The sequence below is a fragment of the Aliarcobacter cryaerophilus ATCC 43158 genome, assembly GCF_003660105.1.
Classification (GTDB): domain Bacteria; phylum Campylobacterota; class Campylobacteria; order Campylobacterales; family Arcobacteraceae; genus Aliarcobacter; species Aliarcobacter cryaerophilus.
In genome coordinates this window covers 275,939-300,483 of sequence record NZ_CP032823.1, presented here as the reverse complement: position 1 = coordinate 300,483, position 24,545 = coordinate 275,939, and the positions used below count along the sequence as shown (strand labels likewise).

The following is a 24,545-nucleotide window of genomic DNA, read 5'->3' as shown; positions in this document are numbered from 1 at the left end:
TTACTCTTCTTCCATTATGGCTTTTAAGGGAAACCCTTTTTCTCTTGCTAGGCTTTTTACTTGTGCAACTTTTGTAGAAGCAATCTCAAAACTATAAACTCCACAAAGACCTTTTTGATTATTGTGAACTTCTAGCATTATTGCTTCTGCTTCATTTTGATTTTTTCTAAATACTTTTACCAAAATATCTATTACAAAATCCATAGTAGAATAGTCATCATTTAATAAAAAAACATTGTACTTCTTTGGCTCTTCTACTTCTAAATCTTCGTTTAATTCAATTTCTATCTCATTACTCACTTAAAACCCTTAATTGTAAACCATATTTTAATATGTTAATATCGCTTTTTAAAAAGCTTAAAATTATAACAAAAAAGAGATTATTATGAAGATTAACCCAAAAGATTATATAGGAAAAACAATATTTATAACTGCAACAAATACAAATGTAGGTAAAACATTTGCTAGTGAAGTTTTTTTAAAATATTTTGCAAAACAAGGGTTAAAAGTTGGATATTTTAAACCAATTGAAACAGGGGTTATAAATAACTATCCGCTTGATGGTATGAAAATGTTTGAACTTGTAAAAGAACTAAATCCTAATTTTTTGAAACTAACTATAAATGATATTGTGCCTTATCAATTTACTCTTCCTGCTTCTCCTTATGTTGCAAAAGGAAACACTTTTTTAGATATTGATTTTTTAATAGAGAAAAAAGAGTATTTACAAACTTTTTGTGATGTTTTGATAATTGAAGGAGCTGGTGGATTATTTGTACCTATTAAAAAAGATTTATTTATGATTGATTTTATAAAAGAGCTAAGAGTTAAAACTTTTTTAATAACTTCTTCAAAATTAGGAAGTATAAATGATACTTTACTCTCACATGAAGCCTTAAAAAATAGACAAATAGATTTTGACTTTTTTATAAATTTGTATGAAGATAAAGATAGTTTTGAAGAGATTTCAAAGCCATTTTTAAAAGATTATTTTGGTGAATTGAAGTTTTTACAAGATTATATAATATAGAGTTTAAGCCTCTATATTTTTTCCTACAAACATTTTTTTATCTACATCAAAAAATAAAATATCTAGTTTTAGCTCTTTATCTTTGAAATAGTTGTATGAATTTTTTATAAATAATTCATCAAAAGGATAAATTAGATACATTTTTTGACAATTTTCATATTTTGTACCATAAGCATAAAGTTGATACATATCATCTTGTGAAACTCCATTGTAAGATTTTTCTTCATTTAAGATTTTCCATTTTGTATCTGCTATAATCTCTCCACCATTTATTACAATATCAGGTTTTAGTCTAAATCTTCCACTTCCATTTTCATAAGCTAAGTGATGAGTTCTATCTTGTGATTTAATATATTGAAAATTTGAACTCTTCTTTAAATAACTATAAACAAAACTTTCAAAAAGTAAATTCATATCAAATAAAAGTGCAAAAGCTACATCATTCCCCTTATATGGAGAAAATGAGTTTTCAAATAAAAAAGTTTTACACCACAATAAAACTTGCTCATAATCTTTCATTTGTCTATTTAATTTTAAATTTGAAAAATCTGATTTTATATTTTGTGAAACTTTTATATCATCAAAAACAAATAAAAATTCTCTAATTCTTTGTTGATTTTTATTTAATTTTGATTTTTTATACAAATATTGAAGAGTAGTTTTAATAAGCCTATTTTCAACTCTATTGCTCATAAACTCTTCGTATTGAACAAAAAATCTCTCTTTGTGAATTGTGTTATATTTTATTTGTTCAGAAATTTTTAGTTTACCTTTTAAAAATTTTAGATTCTCTTCTTTGCTTATGTAATCACTTTTTATTCCATTTCTAACTAATGCGGCCAACTCTTCTAAAAACATTGAGATAAAAATCTCAAGAAGTGGCATTTTTGAAGATTTTAAATTTGCAACACTAAGATTTTTAAATGGAGAATTTTTTAGAGTTTTTAACATTTTTATTAAAATATCTTTTGATTTTTCTTTTGTTACATTTTTAATTTTTGGCAAAATCTCTATTATAGTTCCATCTTTTGTTTGTATTAGTCCTACATAATTTTGAGTTTGTAAAACTTTACCAAAACCTTTTTTTGTAGTTATTTTTAAATATTGTGCTGTTTGTTCATTTTCTAATATAAATTTTTCTAAAGAGTCAAAAGTATCTTTTTTTATAAAATTATCTTTTGTATCATTTTTATATTGAAGATATTCAAACTCTTTTAAAATCAACTCTTTTTTCATTTTTAGTCTTTAAATTTTGTAAAATCAAACTCTTTTTTTATGTTATAAATAAATTTCTCTTCTTCTAAATATTCACTATCATTTCTTAATTCTTCATCAAAAATATCTGATTTTACTTCTATTTTCTCCACAAACCCATCTCCTAAAACTAATCTTACTTTTTCCCAATCATCATAAAAATACTCTTGTAAAAGTGGAATTATTTTATTTCTAAAGATATTTTCTAGTTCAGCTTTTTTATCTTTTGCTGTTTCTAAATTTTGTAAACTCATAAAATAAGCATGACCTATAGTGTGGTCTCTGTCGTATAAATACTCTACTCTTTCATTTATTTTTTCAAGAAGTTTATCTATTTTTATTCCATCAACTACTAAATTTTCAAGCAAACTAGAATTTGGCATCATCTCCTCAAAATGAAATCTTCTTCTAAGTGCCGTATCCATTAAAGCGATACTTCTATCAGCTGTGTTCATAGTGCCAATTATGTATAAATTTAAAGGTACTCCAAAATCATCTGCACTATATGGAAGTTTTAATTTAATCTCTTCATCTGCTCCTACTCTTTTTGATGGCTCAATTAAAGTTATAAGCTCTCCAAATATTTTTGAGATATTTCCTCTGTTTATTTCATCTATTATTAGAATGTAGTTTTTTATATTTTTTTTGTCTTTTATTGGTAAGTTATCATCTAAGACTTCTTTCCAATCATTATAACCATTAGATTGTCTTCCTAAAATTACAGAAGAGGCAGCACTCATGCTTTGAAATGCAAAATCTTCTTCTAAAATATAAAACTCATCTTGTTCAATATATTTTGCAGTTTCTAATACTTTATTTTTTAAAGAACTATAATTATAATTTTTAAATGATTCTGCTTCTCCTTTTCTTACTTTTGAACCTTTCAAAACTCTAAAATTATTTTCATCATCTTCAATCATTTCAGCTTGAATATTTAAAGCTTTTGCATTTAAAATAAATTTTCTTTTAGTTATATTTTTTTTTATTGAATTGTTTTCAAAGAAATCTATTTTCGCTTTATTTGATAACTTTTTAAAAATTCCATCGACAACATCATAAATCATATCTTCGCCATTTTCATTTCCATCTTTTCCAGCTGGAATTGCTTTTATTCCCTCTACAAACTCTTCATAAGAAAAACTTTGATGAAATGTTATAAACTCTATCTGTCCAGATTTTTTATACTCTTCAAACTTTGTTTTTAAATCTTCTCTTTTTTCATTATCTTCTATAAATCTATTTTCAATAATTTCAATAGCTTTGTTTATAGTATTATAAGTTTTTCCAGTCCCTGGACTTCCATATAATATTTGGTTTAGTGCTTGTTTTTGTTTAGATTTTCGCATATTTTTTCCTATAAAAAAATCTGTTTGTATTAAATCATTACTTTGTATGTGTAAAAATTCTATTAAATATTTGAGTGCACTCCAAGCTTCACCACCAATGGTTCGAGTTCTATTCCATTCTTGCAACTCATAAATATTTTTTTCAAATAGTTCATTAATATTTTTTAATTCTTAAATTCTTAAATCATATAAACTTATATTTTCTTCTTTAAAATTTACTTCAACCAATTTTAATGGTATTATATTTTTCAATCTATTTGTATAGTTTGTAATCGTATTATCTTTTAAATTTTTATTATTTTTTAACCACTGTTTAAATAACTCTTCCATTTTAATCCCTATTTTAATATTTCCAAAATTTTTCCAAACATTCTAGCAAATAGTTTATTATTTTAATAAAACCTCAATTATTATAATAAGCTTAAAAATATTTTCTATATTAAAAGATATAAATTGATTTCATTTTAAATTGTGTATAACTTCACTATTAGTTTTTTATGGAATAATACGATTTCTTAAAAAATAAAAAGAAATTTAAAGAAAGGTTGAAAATATGATGACTTCTGCGATAGATTTATCAAAACTTACAGCAAAAGATGATTTAACTCCAGTTCTTGGTGGTTATTGGCCAGGGATTCAAATTTATTATCCCCCTATAAAGTTTAACCCGCTAGATGGTTCTTATGAGAGTATAGAACAAGCGAAATTAAGACTTCAAAAACACGCTTATAATACAAGAGCACATACAGTTTTATTTGACTTAGAAGATGGATGTAGACAAAAAGCTATGAGTAGAGAGCTTTTAATTCAAGAGTTACCAAAATTTCCTGAAAAAGATTTTCAAATAGCTATTAGAATAAATCCATTTAGAACTGAAGAGTATGAAGAGGATTTAAAAATGCTTAAACAAATTCATCAATATATTGATGTAATAGTTTTAGCAAAAGCTGGAGAAGTTTATGGAAGTGCTGAAATTAGAGATTTATCTTCTTGGTTAATCTCTATTGGAAGTAATCTTACAATTCAACCAATCGTTGAGCATCCAAAATCACTTCAAATAGCTGATAGATTAATGGAGTATTCAACTGTAAAACATATAGTATTTGGAATTCACGATTTTTCAAAAGCTATGGCATATAAAATCACTCCAAAAGGTTGGATTGACGAGCTTGAAACTTACTTTGATATGCTAACTTTAGAAGCTAGAATTAAAGGAAAAGGTGTAATTGGTGGAGTTGAAGTTATGCTTACACCACACTCATTACCAAGTAATTGTGTTGAAAAAAAAGATATTAGAAGATGGTTAGATTTACATGGAGATGAAGCTAGTAAATATGTTTACTCTCATGCTTTAAGAGAGAGTTCTATGGGACTTACTGGAAAACAAGTAATTACTCCAAACCATATAAATATCTGTAAAGTTGCATTTACACCATCACCAAATGAGATTGCAAAAGATGTTTCTATCTTAAAAGCAGCTCTTGAAGCAGATGCTCTTTTAAGTGGTGCAATTAGATATGAAGGTGAAATGCTTGATCCTCCAATGTTTGGTAAATCTTTACAAAATATTTTAAGAGCTTATGCTCTAAAAAGCTTAACAAAAGAAGATGAGTTATTTGCACTTTCAGTATTAAATAAAATGCCTCTGCATACATTTAAAGAAAACTGGCCATATGGTCAATTGTAATAATTATAGGAGATTAAAATGAGTCAAACAGTAAAATTAGATATACCTGAGTTTTTAAATATAGGTATTGCTTGTACATCAGCTTGGGTTGGTACAGCAAAAGAGAACAATGTTGCTATGATTATTGAAGATGATAAACTAGGAACTGATCAAGTTACATACAAAGAGTTAGCTATAAAATCAGATCAAGTTTCAAACTTTCTTACTCAAGAAATAGGTTTAAAACCACGAGATAGAGTATTGGTTTGTCTTAAAAATTCACTTGCATATCCAATATCTTTTTTTGGAGTAATGAAAGGTGGAATGATTGCCGTTCCTACTTCAACTTTATTAAGTGGTAGTGAAGTTAAATATTTAGCTGAAGATTCTCAAGCAAAAGCTATAGTATTATCAGCTTCTATGTATGAAAATTTGGTTCCATATTTATTAAATCTTGATAACTTAAGAACTATAATAATTGCTGGAGTTGATAGCACTGAAGGTCTTAAAAAACCAGAAGGTATTGAAATATTTGCTCTAAATCAAATATTTAATAGTACAAGCAAAACACCAAATCATTATAATTCAAAATCAGGTGAACCTGCATATTTAGTATATACATCTGGAACAACTGGTTATCCAAAAGGTGTTTTACACTCTCACCGTTCGCTAATAGGAAGAAAACCAGCAACAGATTTTTGGTTTGATTTTAAAGAAAATGATAGAATTATGCACTCGGGGAAATTTAACTGGACTTATGTTTTAGGTTCAGCACTTATGGATCCACTATTTAATGGTCACACAGTTATTGCTTATGAAGGTGCAAATGATGCGTCAACTTGGATTAATTTAATCAAAAAACACGAATGTACAATATTTATTGGGGTTCCAACAATCTATAGACAAATTATTCAAAAAACAGATTTTAAACTTGATGATTGTCCAAGTTTAAGATATTGTATGAGTGCGGGAGAGCATTTAAGTGATGAGATGTTAGGACTTTGGAGAGATAGATTTGAACAAGATATCTATGAAGCTATTGGAATGAGTGAGTGCTCATACTATATTTCACACTCAAAAAATAATCCTATAAGACCAGGAAGTGCAGGTTTCCCACAACCAGGACATATTGTAAAACTTTTAGATCCTGAAACTTTAGAAGAAGTTGGAGTTGAAGAAGAGGGAATGATTTGTATTGGAGAGGATGATCCAGGATTATTTTTAGAGTATTGGCAACTAGAAGAAGAGACTTTAAAATCAAGACATGATGGTTACTTCTTTACAGGAGATTATGCAAGAAAAGATAAAGATGGATATATCTGGTTTATTGGTAGAAAAGATGATATTATCAATACTTTTGGATTTAGAGTAAGTCCACATGAGATTGAAAGAGTTGTAAAAACTCACGCTGATGTAGCTGATTGTGTTGCTTTTGGTCTTGATATTGAAAAAGAGAAAACTATTGTTGCTATTGCTGTTGTTGGACATTCAACTTTGAGTAAAGAAAAAGAAGCTGAGATTTTAAAATTTGCTCAAAATAATCTTGCAAAATATAAAGCTCCTAAAGAGATTTTTATAATGTCTGATTATCCAAGAACAAAAAATGGAAAAGTTCTTAGAAAACAACTAGTAAAAGATTTACATGAAAAATATTTTGCAATAACAAAAGGTGAAGAGATAGTTGAGTATAAAGCTAGAAGATCAATGTTATTAGTTCCTGCTTACAATGAACATAATGTTGAAAAAGCTAGAACTGTTTTAGCTGATACTGTTATTTTCGATTTAGAAGCTATATTAGAAGACCAAAGAGAGCTAGCAAGAGAGACTTTAAAAGAGGTTTATAAAAAAGGTGGAGCTAAATTTGGTGAGAGTGAAAGAGTTTTAAGAGTAAATAATCTAGGAAGTGAAGATCTAAAAAAAGATTTAGAACTAGTTCGTGAGATTGAGCTTGATTCATTATTATTCTCTAAAATTGATACTAAAGAGGATGTTTTAGAAGCTGTTAAATTAATAGAAGGGATAAATCAAAATCTTACACTTATGATTATGATTGAAACACCTATATCTGTTTTAAATATTCAAGAAATTTGTGCAGCTAGTTCAAAAGTTGAAGTGGTTGTTGTTGGTTCAAATAAACTTGCAAATAGACTTCAAATTGATATAAAAAGAGGCTCGAAAGCTATTGTTACATACTTAGCACACATTGCACTTGCAGCAAAAGCTTATGGAAAAACGGTAATAGATGGTCCACACTTTGATGTAAAAGATGAGTTTGCTTGTGAAGATTCTACAAAAGATGCATTTAATCTAGGATTTGATGGAAAATCTCTTGTACATCCAATACAAATTGAGTATATAAATGATATATTCACTCCAAAACAAAGTGAAGTTGAAGATTATGAAGAGATGATTAGCAAATATGAAGAGGCTAACAAGCAAGGTAAAGAGGTTATTTTACATAACAATAGACTAGTTGATTCTTCAAGAATTGCATGGGCTAGAAAAATGATTAAGTTGTACGAAACTTATAAAGCTTTAGGTCAAAATCTATTTGGAAAATAAGGAGAAAAATTGTCAAAAATTAGCAACAAAATAAACTTTGGTAACTATTTTGAAGATTTTAGTATTGGTCAAAAAATAGTTCATCCACTTCCTAGAACTATAAGTGAAGGTGATGTATCTTTATATATTGCTTTTACAGGTTCTAGATTTTCTTTGCACTCAAGTGATGTTGTAGCAAAGGAAATTGGATATGACAAAAGACCAATTGATGATATTTTAATGTTTCATTTAACATTTGGAAAATCTGTTCAAGATATATCTTTAAATGCTATTGCAAATTTAGGGTATGCTGAAATATCTTTCCCAAATCCAGTTTTTATAGGTGATACTGTATCAATGACTTCAAAAGTTATTGGATTAAAAGAGAACTCAAATGGAAAAAGTGGGGTTGTATACGTTCACTCAATTGGGATAAATCAAAATGGGAATGAAGTTTTAAATTTTAAAAGATGGGTAATGGTTCATAAAAAAGACCACTCAAACTTAAGTGGTATAAATGAAGTTCCAACTTTTGAAAAAGCAACTCCAATTTTAGATAAGATTAATATCCCAACTATAAAATGTGTTGATACAAATGCGAGTGGAGGAGTTTACTTCTTCGAAGATTATGAAGTTGGTGAAAGACTAAACCATCCAGAAGGAATAACTATTGATAATAGTGACCATACACTTGCAACAAAGTTATATCAAAATAATGCAAAAGTACATTTCAACGACCATATGATGAAAACTACACCAATGGGTCAAAGACTTATGTATGGTGGAATTATAATATCAATGGCAAGAGCAATATCATTTAATGGGCTACAAAATGCTCAATGGGTATATGCAATAAATAGTGGAAATCACTGTAATCCAACTTATGCTGGAGATACAATTTATGCTTATAGTGAAATTTTGGAAAAAATTGAACATAAAAGAGAGGATATTGGACTTTTAAGAGTTAGAACCGTTGCACTTAAAAACCAAAATCCAAAAGATATTGAAAATGCAAAAGCAGAAGATGGAAAATATCTTCCAAATGTTGTACTTGATTTGGATTACACAATTATAATCCCAAAAAAATCAACAAAAAAATAAAAAATTAAATTTAATAAAAAGGAAAAAACATGACACACCCAAAAGAAGCTTTATTTGAATCTGGTAAATCTTTACCAATTATTCCAACTTGTGAACACTTTGCAGGAAGCGAAAAGCTAATCCTAAAAGGTTTTGAAATGCAAAAAAAACTAGGTCCTGTATTTGATATTACTTGTGACTGTGAAGATGGTGCTGAAACTGGTAAAGAAGTTGAGCATGCTCAAATGATTGTTAGAGTTGTAAACTCTGCTGAAAACCCATATAAAATGGCAGGAACAAGAATTCATGACCATTCTCACCCTGATTGGAGACAAGATGTTGATATTCTTGTAACTGGTGCTGGAGAAAATTTAGCATATATAACACTTCCTAAATCAACTTGTTATGAAGATGCAAAAACTCAAATTGAGTATATTCAAGCTGTTGCAAAAAAAGCTGGAATTAAAAAAGAGATTCCAATTCACATTTTAATTGAAACTCATGGTGCTTTACAAGATGTTGAAAAACTTGCAACTTTACCTTGGTTACAAGTACTTGATTTTGGTTTAATGGACTTTGTTTCTGGATACCAAGGAGCAATTCCAGCAATAAATATGAGAAGTCCAGGTCAATTTGAACATAGACTTATTGGTGCTGCAAAAGCAAGAGTTGCACAAGCTGCTATTCAAAATTGTGTAATTCCTTGCCATAATGTAACTTTAGATTTAAAAAATCCATATCAAACATTTAAAGATGCGGAAAGAGCAAGAAATGAGTTTGGATTTATGAGAATGTGGTCAATTTACCCAACACAAGTTCAAGCAATCGTTGATGCTATGAAACCTGATTTTACAGAGCTTGAAGCTGCACAAAATATTTTAATCAAAGCGCAAGATGCTGAGTGGGGACCAATTCAGTATGATGGTGAATTACATGATAGAGCAACTTACAGATACTTCTGGGAATTAGTTCAAAGAGCTAAATATTCTGGTGTTAAATTACAAGATGAAGCAGAAAAAAGATTTTTTGCCTAATTTTTAAATGATTTAAAAAGCTACCCTTTTTTAAGGGTAGCTTTTTTTTAATTCATAAATTTTTAATATATTTAAAAATTTTCATATAAAATATGTTTTGTAAAAGCCAATTTTATATGGTGCATTGATATAATTAAAAGATTTCTAAAACCAAAAAAGGAAAAATTAATGAGTAAAAAAATCACAGAACAAGATATTATTGATTCAGTTGCCTCTGCGTGTCAATTTATATCTTTTTATCATCCAGAAGACTTTGTAAAAGGTATGGTTGAAGCTTATGAAAATGAAAAAAGTGATGCAGCAAAAAATGCAATTGGACAAATCCTAATAAACTCAAAAATGTGTGCTTTAGGGCATAGACCTCTTTGTCAAGATACAGGAAGTGTTAATATTTTTGTAAAAGTTGGGTTAAAAGCAAACCTAGATATTACAAAAAATTTAGAAGATTTATTAAATGAAGGTGTAGCAAAAGGTTATACAGACCCTGATAATACTCTAAGATATTCAGTTGTAGCTGATCCTGCTGGAAAAAGAACAAATACAAAAAATAATACTCCTGCTGTTATTCATGTAAGTGTTGATAACTCTGATAAACTTGATATTACAGTTGCAGCAAAAGGTGGAGGAAGTGAAAATAAATCTAAATTTGCTGTTTTAAATCCAAGCGATAGTATATATGATTGGGTTATGTCAAATGTAAAAGAGATGGGTGCTGGATGGTGTCCTCCTGGGATTTTAGGAATTGGAATTGGTGGAAATCCTGAAAAATCAATGTTGCTTGCAAAAGAGTCTTTAATGGGACATGTTGATATTCATGAACTAAAAGCTAGAGGGGCTCAAACTCCACTTGAAGAATTAAGATTAAAATTATATGAAGATATAAATAAGTTAGGAATTGGGGCTCAAGGCTTAGGAGGTCTAACAACTGTTTTAGATGTTAAAATCTTAGATTACCCATGTCATGCTGCTTCACTTCCTGTTGCTATGATTCCAAACTGTGCAGCAACTAGACATATTCACTTTGAATTAGATGGAAATGGACCTGCTAAATTTAAAAAACCTGATTTAGATCTTTGGCCAGATATTGAACTTCCAATGGATACTATTAAAAGAGTAAATATTGAAGATTTAACAAAAGAGAATTTATCTCAATTTAAATCTGGTGATACACTTTTATTATCTGGAAAAATTTTAACTGCACGTGATGCTGCTCACAAAAAAATAGTTGAGTACAAAAATGCAGGAATTCCTCTTCCAAATGGTGTTGATTTAAAAGATAAATTTATATACTATGTTGGACCAGTTGATCCTGTAAAAGGTGAAGTTGTAGGACCTGCAGGACCAACAACATCTACAAGAATGGATAAATTTACAAAAGATATGATGGAAATTGGAATTATGGGAATGATTGGAAAAGGTGAGAGAAAACAACCAACAATCGATTTAATAAAAGAGTACAAATCTATCTATCTAATTGCAACAGGAGGTGCAGCATATTTAATTGCTCAATCAATAAAAGGAGCAAAAACTTTAGCATTTGAAGAGCTTGGGATGGAAGCTATTTACGAATTTGAAGTAAAAGATATGCCTGTAACTGTTGCTGTTGATACTCTTGGAAACTCTATTCATACAACAGGACCTGCTAAATGGAGAACTATTAATAAGTAATCCTTATTATACAAAGAGCCACAAATACTCTAGGCTCTTTGTAAATATCTATCTTAAATTACTCTTAAATTAACAAATTATATTTCGTTTTTGACTTTTAAAACAATTTTTTTGGATACAATTGCAATTCAAAATATTTTAGGATTTTATAATTATGAATTTAATAGAAGATTTAAAAGATTATTTAGGTTTTGCAGTTGCTGGAAACTTTGCAAATCACTTAGGAGAAGCTGGAGAAGCTGATGAGTTTTCTGTAATTGAAACAAAAGAAAAAGATGCACCAAAAGGGATGTTTCCTTTTTACATAAAAGGTCATGACAGTTTTTTAGGAACTTATCCTATTTGTGATGAAGTTATATTAACTCATGGAAGAGAAGAAGACAAACTTCAAGTTGAAGCAGAAGTTGCTTTAATTTGTGATTTTGTCTATGAAAATGAAAAAGTAATAGATATTGTTCCAAAATATTTTACAGCATTTAATGACTGCTCTATTCGTATTCAAGATGGGAATAAACTAAGTACTAAAAAAAACTGGGGTTCTAAAACAAAAGGTATTTCTCAAGATATTATTCCTATAGATGATTTTAGTGAAAAAGGAATTTTAGGAAAATATCATATCTCTTCATTTATAAAAAGAGATGGAATTGTTTGCGATTATGGAACAACTAGTGCTGTAAAATCATATAGCTATTTTTTTGAAAAGTTAAAAGATTGGATGATTGATATTTTAAATTGCCAAGAAGATTGTGGACCACTTGAAGAGTTAGGACAGTTTTTAAAATATGCGCACAATTCAAAAGGTATTTTAATAGCGGCAGGTGCAACAGCATATACAGATTTTGGAAAGAAAAACTTCTTAAAAAAAGGTGATGAGATTTTTGTATATGTTTACAATGCCCATGCTCATAGTTTTCAAGATATTATGAATGATATGTGTGGAATGGATATATATTTAGGACAATGTTCAAAGCTACACCAAATTGTAAAATAGATTTTATTCAAAATAATAAATAGCAGATTTTTAAAATCTGCTACTCCCAAGCTAAAAGTCTTTTCTCTCCTTGTAATGCTCTTATATCTGTAACATCTTGCGACATTTCAATTACACCTTTATAGTTTTTTTGCTCATCTCTTACAGCAAAATATCTTATATGCACAAACTTTCCTTTAAATGTAATCCAGAAATCAGCAATATCTTGACTCCCTGCTTTAAACTCTTCAAGAATTTTTAGAACCTGATCAACACTTTTTGGAGGGTGACAAAATTTAACCTCTCTTCCGATTATTCCAGCACTTCTTGGGAAAATTCTCTCATCTCCACGATTATAAAAAACAACTCTATCATTTTCATCTACATAAGTAATATCTACAGGTAAGAACTTAAATATAAAATTTACTTGTTCAGGTGTTAAATAACCTTCATCATAATGAGTTCTTCCCTCAAGAGTGAATGGTAATTCTCTTCTTTTCTTATCCATACTTGGATGAATATACTCTTGTTCTGCATTGCTTGTCTCTTTATTTAGAATCTCTGGATATCTAGGAGGAGGAGTTGTAAACATCCAACCAATTTCGCTATCTCCTTCATAAAACTCTTCCCAATCTTCCTCTTTTAATAGTTGTAAAGCATTTGGAAGAAGCCTATTCTCTTCTACATTTATTAAATGAATCAAATTATTATATACATTTGTGCATTTTTCTAGTATTGAGTCAAAATCTTTTGCTTCAATACTAGCTCTTGCATCTTTTATTATTGCTCTAATATCATCATGAAAAGACCACATTCCTTGAGAAGGACCAGTCCAACCATATTTTTCAAGATAAGGAAAAAGCTGGTTCTCTTTTCTTGCAAAGTGCTTTTCTACTTCACAAATTTGGTTAAAAATATTATAAAATTTTTGATAATCTTTTTTTATATCTGTATTAAAAAGTTCGGAAAATAGCTTTTTTATTAATATATTCTCTTCTAAATATACTCTTACTGGATGACCTTTTTTAAATATTTCAATATTATTTGATAAATCACTTAACATCTTAAATTCCTTTTATAAATATAGGATAAAGTTTATCCTATTTAAAATTTTAGGATAATGATTTTAGTCAAGAGTAAATATATTTTTTATTGCTTTTTATTAATTGAAACCATTTTGTTACTAAACTTTGTTATTCTATTTTATTAAACTTATATTATGAAATAACATTTTTAAGCTACAAAAATATTTTCTATTAAACTAAAATTACAATATTAATCAAAAAGGTGTTTATATGTTTGGATCAGTATCAAATAAAGATTTAGAGAATATTGATAAATATTTTCAACAATTAATTGAATTTTTATCTTATGAAAAAAGTGAATTTGAATATATAGAATCAACAGGCAACAAAAAAGTTGATATGATGTTTAAAAGTTGGAATCAAAAAATAAAAAGTTTTGATAAGAGAACAAAAGATGATATGAGAGTTCTTGGAGAGATTGTATTAACTGCTGACAAAGTTGAACAAGGTATTTATAAATGCAGAATTAAAGGAAATAGTGAAAACCCAACAATTTCAACTTTAAGAAATACTTTAAACAAAATGCTAACTAGTATTGATGATGCTACTTCAAGAATTTTAAGAGTTGTAGATAGTTATAAGAATGATGATTTTACTGACTATATAAAAGTTGTTGATAATTATAAAGATGATATGAGACTACTTATGGATAGTATTAATCTACTTGGAAAAGCTTTAGGAAATAGTGCAAAAAATAATTTTGAAAATGGAGAGACTTTAGAAGAGAGTTCTTCAACTATGACAAATTCTATGAACAATCTTGCAGAAAAAGCAAATGAACAAGCAGCATCTCTTGAACAAACAGCTGCTGCCCTTGAAGAGATAACTAGTATTACTAGAAATAACACTCAAAATGCTACTAAAATGGCTAGTTTGGGACAAATTGTAAAAAAATCTGTTCTAACAGGTGAAGAGTTAGCCTCTAAAACAACTCTATCTATGGATGAAATAAATGAAAAAGTAAAAGCTATAAATAGTGCAATTACAGTAATTGACCAAATTGCATTTCAAACAAATATTCTTTCATTAAATGCAGCTGTTGAAGCTGCAACTGCAGGAGAAGCAGGAAAAGGGTTTGCTGTTGTTGCACAAGAAGTAAGAAATCTAGCAAATAGAAGTGCTGAAGCTGCAAAAGAGATAAAAAATTTAGTAGAAGAAGCAACAATAAAAGCAAATGATGGAAAATTAATCTCATCTGATATGATAGAAGGATATAAAGAACTAAATAAAAATATATCTGAAACTATAAATATAATTGAAGATGTATCAGGAGCATCAAAAGAGCAGATGCTTGGAATTGAACAAATAAACCAAACTGTAAATATGCTAGATAGAGTTACTCAAGAAAACGCATTTGAGTCAAATCAGATAAAAGAGATATCTCAAAGTGTTTCTAAATTAGCACAAGAATTATTAACAGATGCAAAAAGTAAAAAGTTTAACTAAGAGGAAAATAAAATGTCAAAAGAAACAGTACTAGATAAAAATGCATTTTTAGTAAGTGAAACAGATGAAAAAGGAATAATAAGATTTGCAAATGACGATTTTTGCAATGTAGCTGGATACTCTCTTGCTGAAATGCTTGGAAAACCACATAATATGGTTAGACATAATGATATGCCAAAGGCTGCATTTAAATCTTTATGGGATACTGTTCAAAAAGGTGAGATTTGGACAGGATATGTAAAAAATGCAACAAAAAATGGTGGATATTATTGGGTTTTTGCAACTGTTTATCCATTTGAAAGTTGTGATGGTTCAAAAGGTTATCTATCTTGTAGAAGAAAACCTTCTAGTAAAGAGATAGAAAAAGCTGAAAAATTATATGAAGAGATGCGAAGAAGTGAAAGATAAACTATAAAGTAATAATTAGAAGTTTTTAGAACTTCTAATTAGCCTACTCATAAATTGACTTATGCTCTATTTTAGTACACTTATTTTGAACAACTTTTAATCCATTATCAAGAGCTTTTTGCGCAGCTTCATTATTTGAAAGTCCTAATTGAAACCACACAGTTTTTATATTTTTATCATTTTTTAAAACCAAAACTTCATCTACAACTTTTGCTATAGCATCAGGCTTTCTAAAAATATCGACAATATCAATATCAAAAGGTATTTCAGCCAAACTTCTGTAAACTTTTTCACCCAAAATCTCATCTTCTTTTGGATAAATTGGAACTATTTTAAAACCAGCATTTTTCAAATACTGAGCAACTCTATAAGAAGCTTTTTCATTATCAGGAGAGAGTCCTACTATTGCAATAGTTTTTGTCTCTTCAAAAATTGCTTTTATCTCATCTTTATTTGAATTTACTGTTGGAAATTCACACTCCATTTTTTCTCCTTATTTTAGATTATTTAGCTTATTTTGAATATAAGCTCTTACTTCTTGCAAGTTTATGGTATCTATAAAATCATCAAATTTACAACCACTTGCATTTACATGCCCACCACCATTTCCTAATTTTGAAGCTAGTTGAGAAACATCAAGTTTACCATCTGCTCTAAAAGAGGCATTTCCTTTTCTACTTACATCTATAAAAAAATCATAATCACTATTTGCTCTTAAAAAGCTATTTGCAGGAATTGAAATAGCTCCAAGACAATATGTCATAAGACCTTTTTGACCATTATAATATACTGTTAAATCATCTTTTATCTTATCTAATGATTTAACTAAATATTTTGCACTTAAGTTATCCAAAGTATCATCAAATCCATCTTTTAGAAACTCTTTTTTCAAAAAGTGTACACTATTATCCAAAACAATAGGAGCATTGGCAAGAGATAAAAATCCTATAGAATTTTTTAGTAAATAAAATTTAAAATCTCTATCAAGAGAGTTAAAAAGTATAGAGTTTATCTCTCTTGCTTTTGTAACCATTGACATTAAAACTTTTCCAAATTCAAAATTTTCTTTTTCTTTTTCAAGCCAAATATCTACAGCATTTACAGTATCAACCCACTCTTTATAATCATTTAAAGGTGCTTTAAACTCTCTTAAAAGATAATCAAAAACTATTTTTGTAGCACATCTTTTATCATCTAGAAAATACCAATCATATTTTGTAGCACTTACCTTTCCAGTTATGTGATGATCCAAAAGTTGTAAAGTTATATCATAACCACTATCTTTTAAAGATTTTATCTCTTTATCAAGTTCATCGCTTTCTTGTTGATTTAAGTTTAAATCACTTATTAGAAGTAGTAACTTTTCCTCTTGGTAATTTTTAATTTCTGCAATAACCTGTTTTAAAGCTTGTTTTACCTCTAAACCGTAGTTTGCATTGTAAAAATGTTTTTTAGAAAATACCTCATTTGTTAAAAATTGACAAGCATATCCATCTAAATCTGTGTGAGAAATATGAAAAAGTCTTATATTATTCATGTTCTATATCTTTCAATGTTAATTTTGCTAAAAGGTCATTTACTTTGAATTGTAGATTATTTAAAAGCGGCCAAATAGTACAAATCTTTGCTTTATTATTTGGGCAAGAACTTATTGCATCTGAACATTCAAAAACCATAGGATTTTTCTCTTCAGCAGCAACAACAATTTCTAAAATTGTAAGCTCGTCTATTTGTTTATTTAAAACAAAACCACCATTTACGCCCCTGTGTGATATTACTAAATTTGCTTTTGCTAAGTTTTGCATAATTTTTGCTAAAAATGATTTTGAAATTTGTAACTCTTTTGATAGAATATCCACATTTATAGGTTCTTTCTGCTTTGATATAGATATCAAAGATAGCAATGCATATTCACTCTTTTTTGTTAATAACATTTTTTATCCAATATAATATTTTATTTATATTGTACAAAAGTTCTGATTAATTTTAAGTTGCCCATAAAAAAAGGGATTATGGAAAAACCATAATCCCTTTTTAAAGTTTAAAGTCTAAAATTATTTAGCTCTAATTCCTAAACTTGCAACTACAGATGTAAATCTTGCATAGTCTGATTTTTTTAAGTATGATAAAAGTTTTTTTCTTTTTCCTACCATTTTTAAAAGACCTAATCTTGAAGAGTGATCTTTTTTAAATACTTTTAAGTGTTCTGTTAAAATTTTAATTTGCTCACTTAATATTGCGATTTGAACCTCAGCTGAACCTGTATCTCCGTCTTTTCTTCCATATTTTGCTATAATACTTGCTTTTACTTCCTGATCTAAAGCCATTTTGACCTCCTAATAGGTATATTTATTTTTTTGTTCTATTTAAAATAGGCGCGAATTCTATATAAAGTTTGCTTTATATTTACTTTAAAGTTATATTTTATTATCCACCAGTTTCATAAAAAGCTCTACTTGATACTTTATTATCATCTTTATTTGACCATTTATTCTTTTCTGGTTTATTTTCAAGAACTTTTTTAAGTATAAGAGTTGCTTCATCAATTTTATTATTTTTTATTGCATCTTTTATACTAAGAGCATCTTCAAAATATAAACAAGGGATTAAAAACCCTTCAGCTGTTAATCTTATACGATTACAAGAGGAGCAAAAATCATCTTTATGCGGTTCAATAATTCCAAACTCATATCCATCTTCTAATCTATAATATTGAGCTGGTGAGCTATTATCTCTTGGAACTTTTGTTATATTTTTATATTTTTTTGAAATAACCTCTAAAATCTCATCGGAGTTTAAACCTTTTGCACCATTTTTTGCAAAACTATTTTCCATAAATTCAATATACCTTACAGAAAAATCCTCTTTTTTACAAAATTCCAAAACATCTAAAATATCAATATCATTTATATTTTTCAGTGGAACACAATTTATTTTAATTTTAAGTCCAACATCTTTTGCTTTATAAATTCCTTCTAAAACAGTAGATAAAACATCTTTTTGAGCTATTTTCATAGCTCTTTCTTGATTTAATGTATCAAGAGAGATGTTTATTCTTTTGAGTCCAGCATTTTTTAATTTTTGTGCCATTTGAGGAAGTAAAAAACCATTTGTAGTAAGAGCCAAATCTATGTCATTTTTATAATCACTTATTAGTTTTATAAAATAGTCCAAATTATCTCTTAAAAGTGGTTCTCCTCCAGTAATTCTAACTTTTTTTATACCCTCATCAATACCTATTTTTATAAACTTAAACAAATCTTCATAAGATAATAAATTCTCTTTAGGAACCCAAGAAAAAGGTTTTTCAGGCATACAATAGTGACATCTAAAGTTACATCTTTCAGTTACAGAAACTCTTAAATAGTCATGTTTTCTTCCAAATCCATCAATTAACATCTTATTCCTTTTTTAATTTAACCTTTGCCAAGCTTCGTCTAATGAGTCAACTCTTTTAGCAAAAAGAAGATACAAAGCTACATTAAACCTTGCCAAGTTTAATATCTCATCATCATAATTTCTTAAAATATTTAAATTCTCTTCCAAAGTTATATTTTCAAAAACTTTTGAATAGCTAACTCCATAATCTTTTAGACAAAAATCATACTCTTTTATCTCACCGTCTTTTTTTTGCCAAAATTTTGAATCTTTAAACACTTCAATATCGCCCTCATTTCCTCTAACCACCGTAATATTTTTAAAATCATCTTTAAACATTTCTAGATATTTTGAAACATATGGTTTATGAAAAGCTCCACAAACTCCATACTCACTCAAAGATGGGTTTAAAAGTTTTTCAACTGTATTAAAAGCTGTTCTTAATCCAAACTCATTTCGTAAATTTGTAATATTACTCAACTCTTGTAGGTATTCTACTCTATCAAAATAGTGTAAATATTGACCCTTGTCAAATTTTGTAAATATATCTTTTGTTGAAATTCCATTTTTTGTAGGCTGTACAAAATCTCCACTAATTACAAGATTTAATTTTCTAACATCACTGTTTTTTTTGAAAAAATTATCCAAAATATTTTCATATAAAGGAAATAAGTATGGATTTGTATCTCTTCCATCAAAATTATATCCGAGCTTCAAAGAGTCTGGAACTTCTTTATATTTTATAAAACTATTTAGAGCTTTTATTGCTCCTTTAAACTCTTCATTTGTTTCAAGTTTTACTCTCCAAGCTATTAAAAAAGCACCAATTTGTGCCTGAGTTGCTTCTTGTTTTAAAATTTGGCAAACGGCTTCAAAACTCTCATCAAAGCTTAAATCTCTATTTCCTTTTGGTCCTGTTCCAACTGCTTTTATAAATGTTTTGAAATTCATTATATATCCTATTTTATATCGTTTTAATTCTTTTTTTTACAAGCTTAATATATACTTGCTTAAATAAAACATTTGTAGGATATTTTATGACACTAACCCAAAGTATTAGAAGTTTGGATTTTTTTGAAAATTTAAGTGATGAACAAATTGATGTTTTAAGTAACTTCTCTTTTATCTCAAAATATGAAAAAGATTCTATTTTATTTTATGAAACAGATTTACAAACAAGTCTTCTTTTTTTAGTAAGTGGTTTAATAAAAATTTATAAATATGATAAATTTGATAATGAAATATTTCTATATCACATTTATTCAAACTCTTTGATAAGTGAATTAAGTAATATCAATACAAATGAAATATACTGTTTCTCAAATGCATCTTTTATAGAAAATTCTATTGTATTATCAATAGATTTTTTAAAACTTCAAGAGTATTTTTTAAACAACAATCTTCTAGTAAAAGAGCTCATGAACTCTTTGTTAAAAAAAACCAATCAACTTCAATCTTTAGTTAATAGGGAGTTGGTTTTTGATGCAACTGCAAAAGTTGCCTACATGCTAGTTAGTGATTTAAAAATGTTTAATAAATTAAAAAGACAAGATGTTAGTTTTATACTACATATTCAACCTGAAACTCTATCAAGAGTTTTAAAAAAATTATCAAGGGATAATATCATTGAAGTTGAAAATCAACAAGTTATAATAAAAGATGAGATCGCATTAAATTCTATTTTTAAAGGGGTAGCAGTATGAAAAAAAGTAATATTAGTACAAAAATAAAAGTAATTGGAATACTTTTTGCTCTTCTAATGACAAGCATTATTGCAACAACTATTTATTTAAATAATAAAAATGAAAAAGATGCAATGATTGTAAATATTGCTGGTAAACAAAGAATGCTTACACAAAATATTTCAAAAAATATCTTCTACTTATATTCAAATCCAAAATCTTCACAAAATGAGTTAGATTCTAGTGTTGAAGAGTTTATATACAATCTTGAAAGTTTAAAAGGTGGAAATAGTTTATCAAAATTAAAAGAAGCTCCAAATATGCAAATAGATAGACAAATGTTGCAAATAGAATATTTATGGTCAATTTTTTATCAAAATATAGTTAAATTTAAAGAGTTAATCCAAAATAATAGTAACCAACAAGAGCTACAAAATATTGTAAATGTAATATATGAAACCAATCCAGAACTTCTTTATGAAGTAGATGCACTAGTTAGTCTTCACACTATAAACAGTGAACAAAAGATAAGATTCCTAAAAAATAGCCAATACTTTTTTGCAATTTTAATTCTATTTTTAATTATTTATAGTTTTCTTGAATTAAAAATTATGGAAAAAAATGCTCTAAAATTTATAGAAGAGTCAAAAAAAGTTATGGAACAAAATTTCGAAGAGCCTCTAAAGCCTATAAAAATCGAAGCTGAAGGTGAACTAATAGAGGCTTCAAATATATTTAATAGATTTTTAAACAAAATAAATAGTGCAATAATTGACTCAAATAGTGCGTTAGAACAATCAAAAAATGCTTCATATAAACTAGAAGAGATTACAAATGAGTTTGATGAAATCATTAATGAACTTCAAAATAAAAGTGAAATATCAAAACAGCTAAACAAAAGTGAAGATATTGCAATACAAACACAAGAACAACTTCTACACTCTAGTAAAAGATTAAATGAACTTAAAAATGAACTTGAAAAAATTATCCTTTTTGCAGAAAAAAAGAGTTAAAATTTAATTAAAAAGTTTTAATCTTGACTTAAATACTAAAAAGGTTTGACATCGGTCAAACTTTTTATATCTACATCCTAGTACTATCTTATTGTTTATAAATTTATTTCAAAAGGAGTAGAAATGTCACTTTCACGAAGAGATTTTCTAAAAAGTTCAGCAGCAGCAAGTGCAGCAGCAGCTATTGGTATGAGTGTACCAACAGACTTAAAAGCACAAGCAAACACTGCTGAAAGTGGTTGGCGTTGGGATAAAGCAGCCTGTAGGTTTTGTGGAACAGGTTGTGGAATTATGCTTGCAACAAAAGAGGGAAAAATTGTTGCAGTTAAGGGAGATCCAGCAGCTCCAGTTAACAGAGGACTTAATTGCATAAAAGGATATTTTAATGCAAAAATTATGTATGGAGCAGATAGACTTAAAACTCCACTTTTAAGAGTAAATAAAAAAGGTGAATTTGATAAAAAAGGTGATTTCGCTCCTATTTCTTGGAAAAGAGCCTTCGATGAGATGGAAGTTCATATCAAAAAAGCTCTAAAAGAGAAAGGTCCTGAAGGGATTGGTGTATTTGCAAGTGGTCAATATACTATTATGGAAGGTTATGCTGCTTTAAAAATGATGAAAGCTGGATTTAGATCAAATGCAATTGATCCAAATGCAAGACACTGTATGGCAAGTGCGGTTGTTGGATTTTATCAAACATTTGGGATTGATGAACCAAGTGGTTGTTATGATGATATTGAACTTACTGATACTGTTGTTTGTTGGGGTTCAAATATGGCAGAGATGCACCCAATTTTATGGTCAAGAGTAACGGATAGAAAACTTAGCAATCCAGAGAAAGTAAAAATAATAAATCTTTCAACTTATAGACATAGAACGTCAGATATTGCTGATTTAGAAATTATCTTTACTCCAAATACAGATTTAGCTTTATGGAACTATATTGCAAGAGAGATTGTTTATAATAAACCAGAAGCTATTGATTGGGATTTTGTAAAAGAACATATCGTATTTGCAGCAAGTCCTGTTAATATTGGTTATGGGATGAGAAAATCTGATGAAAAATCAATCAAAGATGGAAAATACTCTAAAGCTGAAATGGAAATAATCTCTAAAGAGATGGAGAAAGTTGTTTCTGAAACTGAGGCTCCTGCTCTTGCTCCTTATGGATATAAAGCTGGAGATAAAATGACTAACAAAAACAGTGGTCTTGCTCACTGGGAGATTAGTTTTGAAGAGTATAAAAAATCTTTAGAACCTTATACTTTAGATTATGTTGCAAAAATCTCAAAAGGAAATCCTGATGAGGATATTGAAGAGTTTAAGAAAAAACTTCAAGAATTAGCAGCTTGGTATATTGAAAAAGATAGAAAAGTTGTAAGTTTCTGGACTATGGGGATGAATCAACATACACGTGGAACTTGGGTAAATACACTTTCATACAACGTTCACTTTTTACTAAATAAACAAGCAAAACCAGGAAGTGGAGCATTTTCACTTACAGGACAACCAAGCGCTTGTGGAACAGCAAGAGAAGTTGGAACATTTACACACAGACTTCCAGCTGATATGATGAATGAAAATCCAAAACATAGAGAAATTACTGAAAAAGCATGGAATGTACCACTTGGAACAATTAATCCAAAAGGTCACCAACATATTATGAAAATCCATAGAGATATTGAAGATGGAAATATAAAATTTGCTTGGGTAAATGTTTGTAATCCATATCAAGATACAGCAAATGCAACTCACTGGATAAAAGCAGCAAGAGAGATGGATAACTTCATTGTTACAAGTGATGGATATCCTGGAATTTCAGCAAAAGTTTCTGATTTAATTCTACCATCTGCTATGATTTATGAAAAATGGGGTGGATATGGAAATGCTGAAAGAAGAACGCAACTTTGGAGACAACAAGTTATTCCAGTTGGAGATGCTATGAGTGATACATGGCAATGGGTTGAGCTTTCAAAAAGATTTACGGTAAAAGATGTTTGGGGAGAGCAGGCTCTTCTTAGCACAAACAATGAAGTAAAACTTCCTAGTATGATAGAAGCTGCAAAAGCTATGGGATATAATGAAAATACGACTATGTATGAAATCCTATTTGCAAATGATAGAGCAAAATCATATAAAGTAGACCTAAAAGATGAGATTCAAGCTGGATATGATAATAGTGAAGCATTTGGTGATAATAGAAATGTTTTAGGAAGTGATGGAAAACCATGGAAAGGTTATGGATTCTTTATACAAAAATATCTATTTGAAGAGTATGCAGATTTTGGAAGAGGACATGCTCACGATTTAGCAGATTTTGACACTTATCATAGAGTTAGAGGTCTTAAATGGCCAGTTGTTGATGGGAAAGAGACTTCTTGGAGATTTAATACAAAATATGACCCTTATGCAAAAATGGCAAATCCAAATAGTGATTTTGCTTTCTATGGAACATTAGCAAAAGAGTTAGCTCAAGGTGATTTATTAGGGGTTAAAGATCAAACTAAAAAATCTCTAAAAAATAAAGCTAAAATCTTTGCACGACCTTATATGGATCCACCTGAAATGCCAGATGAACAATATCCAGTTTGGTTAAGCACAGGAAGAGTTTTAGAACACTGGCATAGTGGAACTATGACTATGAGAGTTCCTGAACTTTATCGAGCAGTTCCTGAAGCACTTTGTTATATTCACCCTGAAGATGCAAATAAATATGGTGTAAAACAAGGTGAGTTAGCTTGGATAGAGTCTAGACGTGGAAAAGTAAAAGCAAGAGTTGAAACAAGAGGAAGAAATAGACCAAGTCGTGGTTTAGTATATGTTCCTTGGTTTGATGAAAAGGTATTTATAAACAAAGTTTGTTTAGATGCAACTTGTCCACAATCAGGACAAACAGACTTCAAAAAATGTGCTGTAAAAGTTTATAAAGCATAAGGTAAAAATA

23 protein-coding genes are annotated in these 24,545 nt (G+C 28.5%); 12 read left to right on the top strand and 11 right to left on the bottom strand.

The features are described 5' to 3' along the window. Complete coding sequence (locus tag ACRYA_RS01440) at positions 1-300, bottom strand: ATP-dependent Clp protease adaptor ClpS (RefSeq protein ID WP_105917550.1); 300 nt, start codon at positions 298-300, stop codon at positions 1-3. Between the two features lie 85 nt (positions 301-385). On the opposite strand from ACRYA_RS01440, the gene bioD reads away from it, so the two are divergent. Continuing rightward, positions 386-1,030 (top strand): dethiobiotin synthase, encoded by a 645-nt coding sequence (gene bioD, locus ACRYA_RS01435; RefSeq protein WP_105917549.1) that lies wholly within the window; start codon positions 386-388, stop codon positions 1,028-1,030. Positions 1,031-1,033: 3 nt separating this feature from the next. Here the strand turns inward: bioD and ACRYA_RS01430 are convergent, their stop codons facing one another. From ACRYA_RS01430 to ACRYA_RS10690, 3 genes are all read right to left on the bottom strand, one after another. Further along, positions 1,034-2,266, bottom strand: a complete 1,233-nt coding sequence (locus ACRYA_RS01430; protein ID WP_105917548.1) for an McrC family protein — start codon at positions 2,264-2,266, stop codon at positions 1,034-1,036. 2 nt (positions 2,267-2,268) lie between these two features. Then, entirely contained in the window at positions 2,269-3,630 is a 1,362-nt protein-coding gene (locus ACRYA_RS10825; RefSeq protein ID WP_105917547.1) for a DUF4357 domain-containing protein, read from the bottom strand. 171 nt (positions 3,631-3,801) lie between these two features. Then, complete coding sequence (locus tag ACRYA_RS10690; protein WP_165786090.1) at positions 3,802-3,960, bottom strand: hypothetical protein; 159 nt, start codon at positions 3,958-3,960, stop codon at positions 3,802-3,804. 223 nt (positions 3,961-4,183) lie between these two features. Here ACRYA_RS10690 and ACRYA_RS01420 point away from each other — a divergent pair, with 223 nt between their 5' ends. The 6 genes from ACRYA_RS01420 (at position 4,184) to ACRYA_RS01395 (ending at position 12,610) form a co-directional block, all read left to right on the top strand. Beyond that, positions 4,184-5,317: an HpcH/HpaI aldolase/citrate lyase family protein gene (locus ACRYA_RS01420; protein WP_176549268.1), complete on the top strand. Its 1,134-nt coding sequence runs from the start codon at positions 4,184-4,186 to the stop codon at positions 5,315-5,317. Positions 5,318-5,335: 18 nt separating this feature from the next. After that, positions 5,336-7,858, top strand: coding sequence for an aldolase/citrate lyase family protein (locus ACRYA_RS01415; RefSeq protein WP_105917546.1), 2,523 nt, complete (start codon positions 5,336-5,338; stop codon positions 7,856-7,858). A gap of 9 nt (positions 7,859-7,867) precedes the next feature. Then, positions 7,868-8,938: a MaoC family dehydratase gene (locus ACRYA_RS01410; protein WP_165786089.1), complete on the top strand. Its 1,071-nt coding sequence runs from the start codon at positions 7,868-7,870 to the stop codon at positions 8,936-8,938. Positions 8,939-8,967: 29 nt separating this feature from the next. After that, positions 8,968-9,951: an HpcH/HpaI aldolase/citrate lyase family protein gene (locus ACRYA_RS01405; protein ID WP_105917545.1), complete on the top strand. Its 984-nt coding sequence runs from the start codon at positions 8,968-8,970 to the stop codon at positions 9,949-9,951. A gap of 168 nt (positions 9,952-10,119) precedes the next feature. Beyond that, entirely contained in the window at positions 10,120-11,619 is a 1,500-nt protein-coding gene (locus ACRYA_RS01400; RefSeq protein ID WP_105917544.1) for a fumarate hydratase, read from the top strand. A 154-nt stretch (positions 11,620-11,773) separates the two neighbouring features. Beyond that, complete coding sequence (locus ACRYA_RS01395; protein ID WP_105917543.1) at positions 11,774-12,610, top strand: DUF5718 family protein; 837 nt, start codon at positions 11,774-11,776, stop codon at positions 12,608-12,610. A 40-nt stretch (positions 12,611-12,650) separates the two neighbouring features. Here ACRYA_RS01395 and ACRYA_RS01390 read toward each other — a convergent pair whose 3' ends face one another. Next, complete coding sequence (locus tag ACRYA_RS01390) at positions 12,651-13,652, bottom strand: DUF438 domain-containing protein (RefSeq protein ID WP_105917542.1); 1,002 nt, start codon at positions 13,650-13,652, stop codon at positions 12,651-12,653. 232 nt (positions 13,653-13,884) lie between these two features. Here ACRYA_RS01390 and ACRYA_RS01385 point away from each other — a divergent pair, with 232 nt between their 5' ends. Further along, positions 13,885-15,120, top strand: a complete 1,236-nt coding sequence (locus ACRYA_RS01385) for a methyl-accepting chemotaxis protein (protein WP_105918230.1) — start codon at positions 13,885-13,887, stop codon at positions 15,118-15,120. A gap of 12 nt (positions 15,121-15,132) precedes the next feature. Further along, positions 15,133-15,528, top strand: a complete 396-nt coding sequence (locus ACRYA_RS01380; RefSeq protein ID WP_105918231.1) for a PAS domain-containing protein — start codon at positions 15,133-15,135, stop codon at positions 15,526-15,528. 43 nt (positions 15,529-15,571) lie between these two features. Here the strand turns inward: ACRYA_RS01380 and ACRYA_RS01375 are convergent, their stop codons facing one another. From ACRYA_RS01375 to ACRYA_RS01350, 6 genes are all read right to left on the bottom strand, one after another. Next, positions 15,572-16,012 carry a CoA-binding protein gene (locus tag ACRYA_RS01375; RefSeq protein ID WP_105918232.1) on the bottom strand — a complete coding sequence of 147 codons (441 nt, stop codon included), beginning with the start codon at positions 16,010-16,012 and terminating at the stop codon, positions 15,572-15,574. A gap of 9 nt (positions 16,013-16,021) precedes the next feature. Continuing rightward, positions 16,022-17,065: a DHH family phosphoesterase gene (locus tag ACRYA_RS01370; RefSeq protein ID WP_228199764.1), complete on the bottom strand. Its 1,044-nt coding sequence runs from the start codon at positions 17,063-17,065 to the stop codon at positions 16,022-16,024. Further along, positions 17,058-17,462, bottom strand: coding sequence for an RrF2 family transcriptional regulator (locus ACRYA_RS01365; protein ID WP_105918233.1), 405 nt, complete (start codon positions 17,460-17,462; stop codon positions 17,058-17,060). Before ACRYA_RS01365 ends, ACRYA_RS01370 begins: the two co-directional genes overlap by 8 nt. Positions 17,463-17,582: 120 nt before the next feature. Beyond that, complete coding sequence (rpsO, locus tag ACRYA_RS01360) at positions 17,583-17,855, bottom strand: 30S ribosomal protein S15 (protein WP_105918234.1); 273 nt, start codon at positions 17,853-17,855, stop codon at positions 17,583-17,585. Between the two features lie 100 nt (positions 17,856-17,955). Continuing rightward, a complete protein-coding gene (gene moaA, locus ACRYA_RS01355; protein WP_105918235.1) occupies positions 17,956-18,927 on the bottom strand; it encodes a GTP 3',8-cyclase MoaA in 972 nt (323 codons plus the stop codon). 12 nt (positions 18,928-18,939) lie between these two features. Beyond that, complete coding sequence (locus ACRYA_RS01350) at positions 18,940-19,857, bottom strand: glycosyl transferase (RefSeq protein WP_105918236.1); 918 nt, start codon at positions 19,855-19,857, stop codon at positions 18,940-18,942. 86 nt (positions 19,858-19,943) lie between these two features. Here ACRYA_RS01350 and ACRYA_RS01345 point away from each other — a divergent pair, with 86 nt between their 5' ends. The 3 genes from ACRYA_RS01345 to napA all read left to right on the top strand — a co-directional run bounded on the left by ACRYA_RS01345 (position 19,944) and on the right by napA (position 24,535). Beyond that, positions 19,944-20,609, top strand: coding sequence for a Crp/Fnr family transcriptional regulator (locus ACRYA_RS01345; RefSeq protein ID WP_105918237.1), 666 nt, complete (start codon positions 19,944-19,946; stop codon positions 20,607-20,609). Next, entirely contained in the window at positions 20,606-21,601 is a 996-nt protein-coding gene (locus tag ACRYA_RS01340) for a type IV pili methyl-accepting chemotaxis transducer N-terminal domain-containing protein (protein WP_105918238.1), read from the top strand. Before ACRYA_RS01345 ends, ACRYA_RS01340 begins: the two co-directional genes overlap by 4 nt. Before the next feature lie 123 nt (positions 21,602-21,724). Further along, positions 21,725-24,535: a nitrate reductase catalytic subunit NapA gene (napA, locus tag ACRYA_RS01335; protein WP_105918239.1), complete on the top strand. Its 2,811-nt coding sequence runs from the start codon at positions 21,725-21,727 to the stop codon at positions 24,533-24,535. Positions 24,536-24,545: the final 10 nt, after the last annotated feature.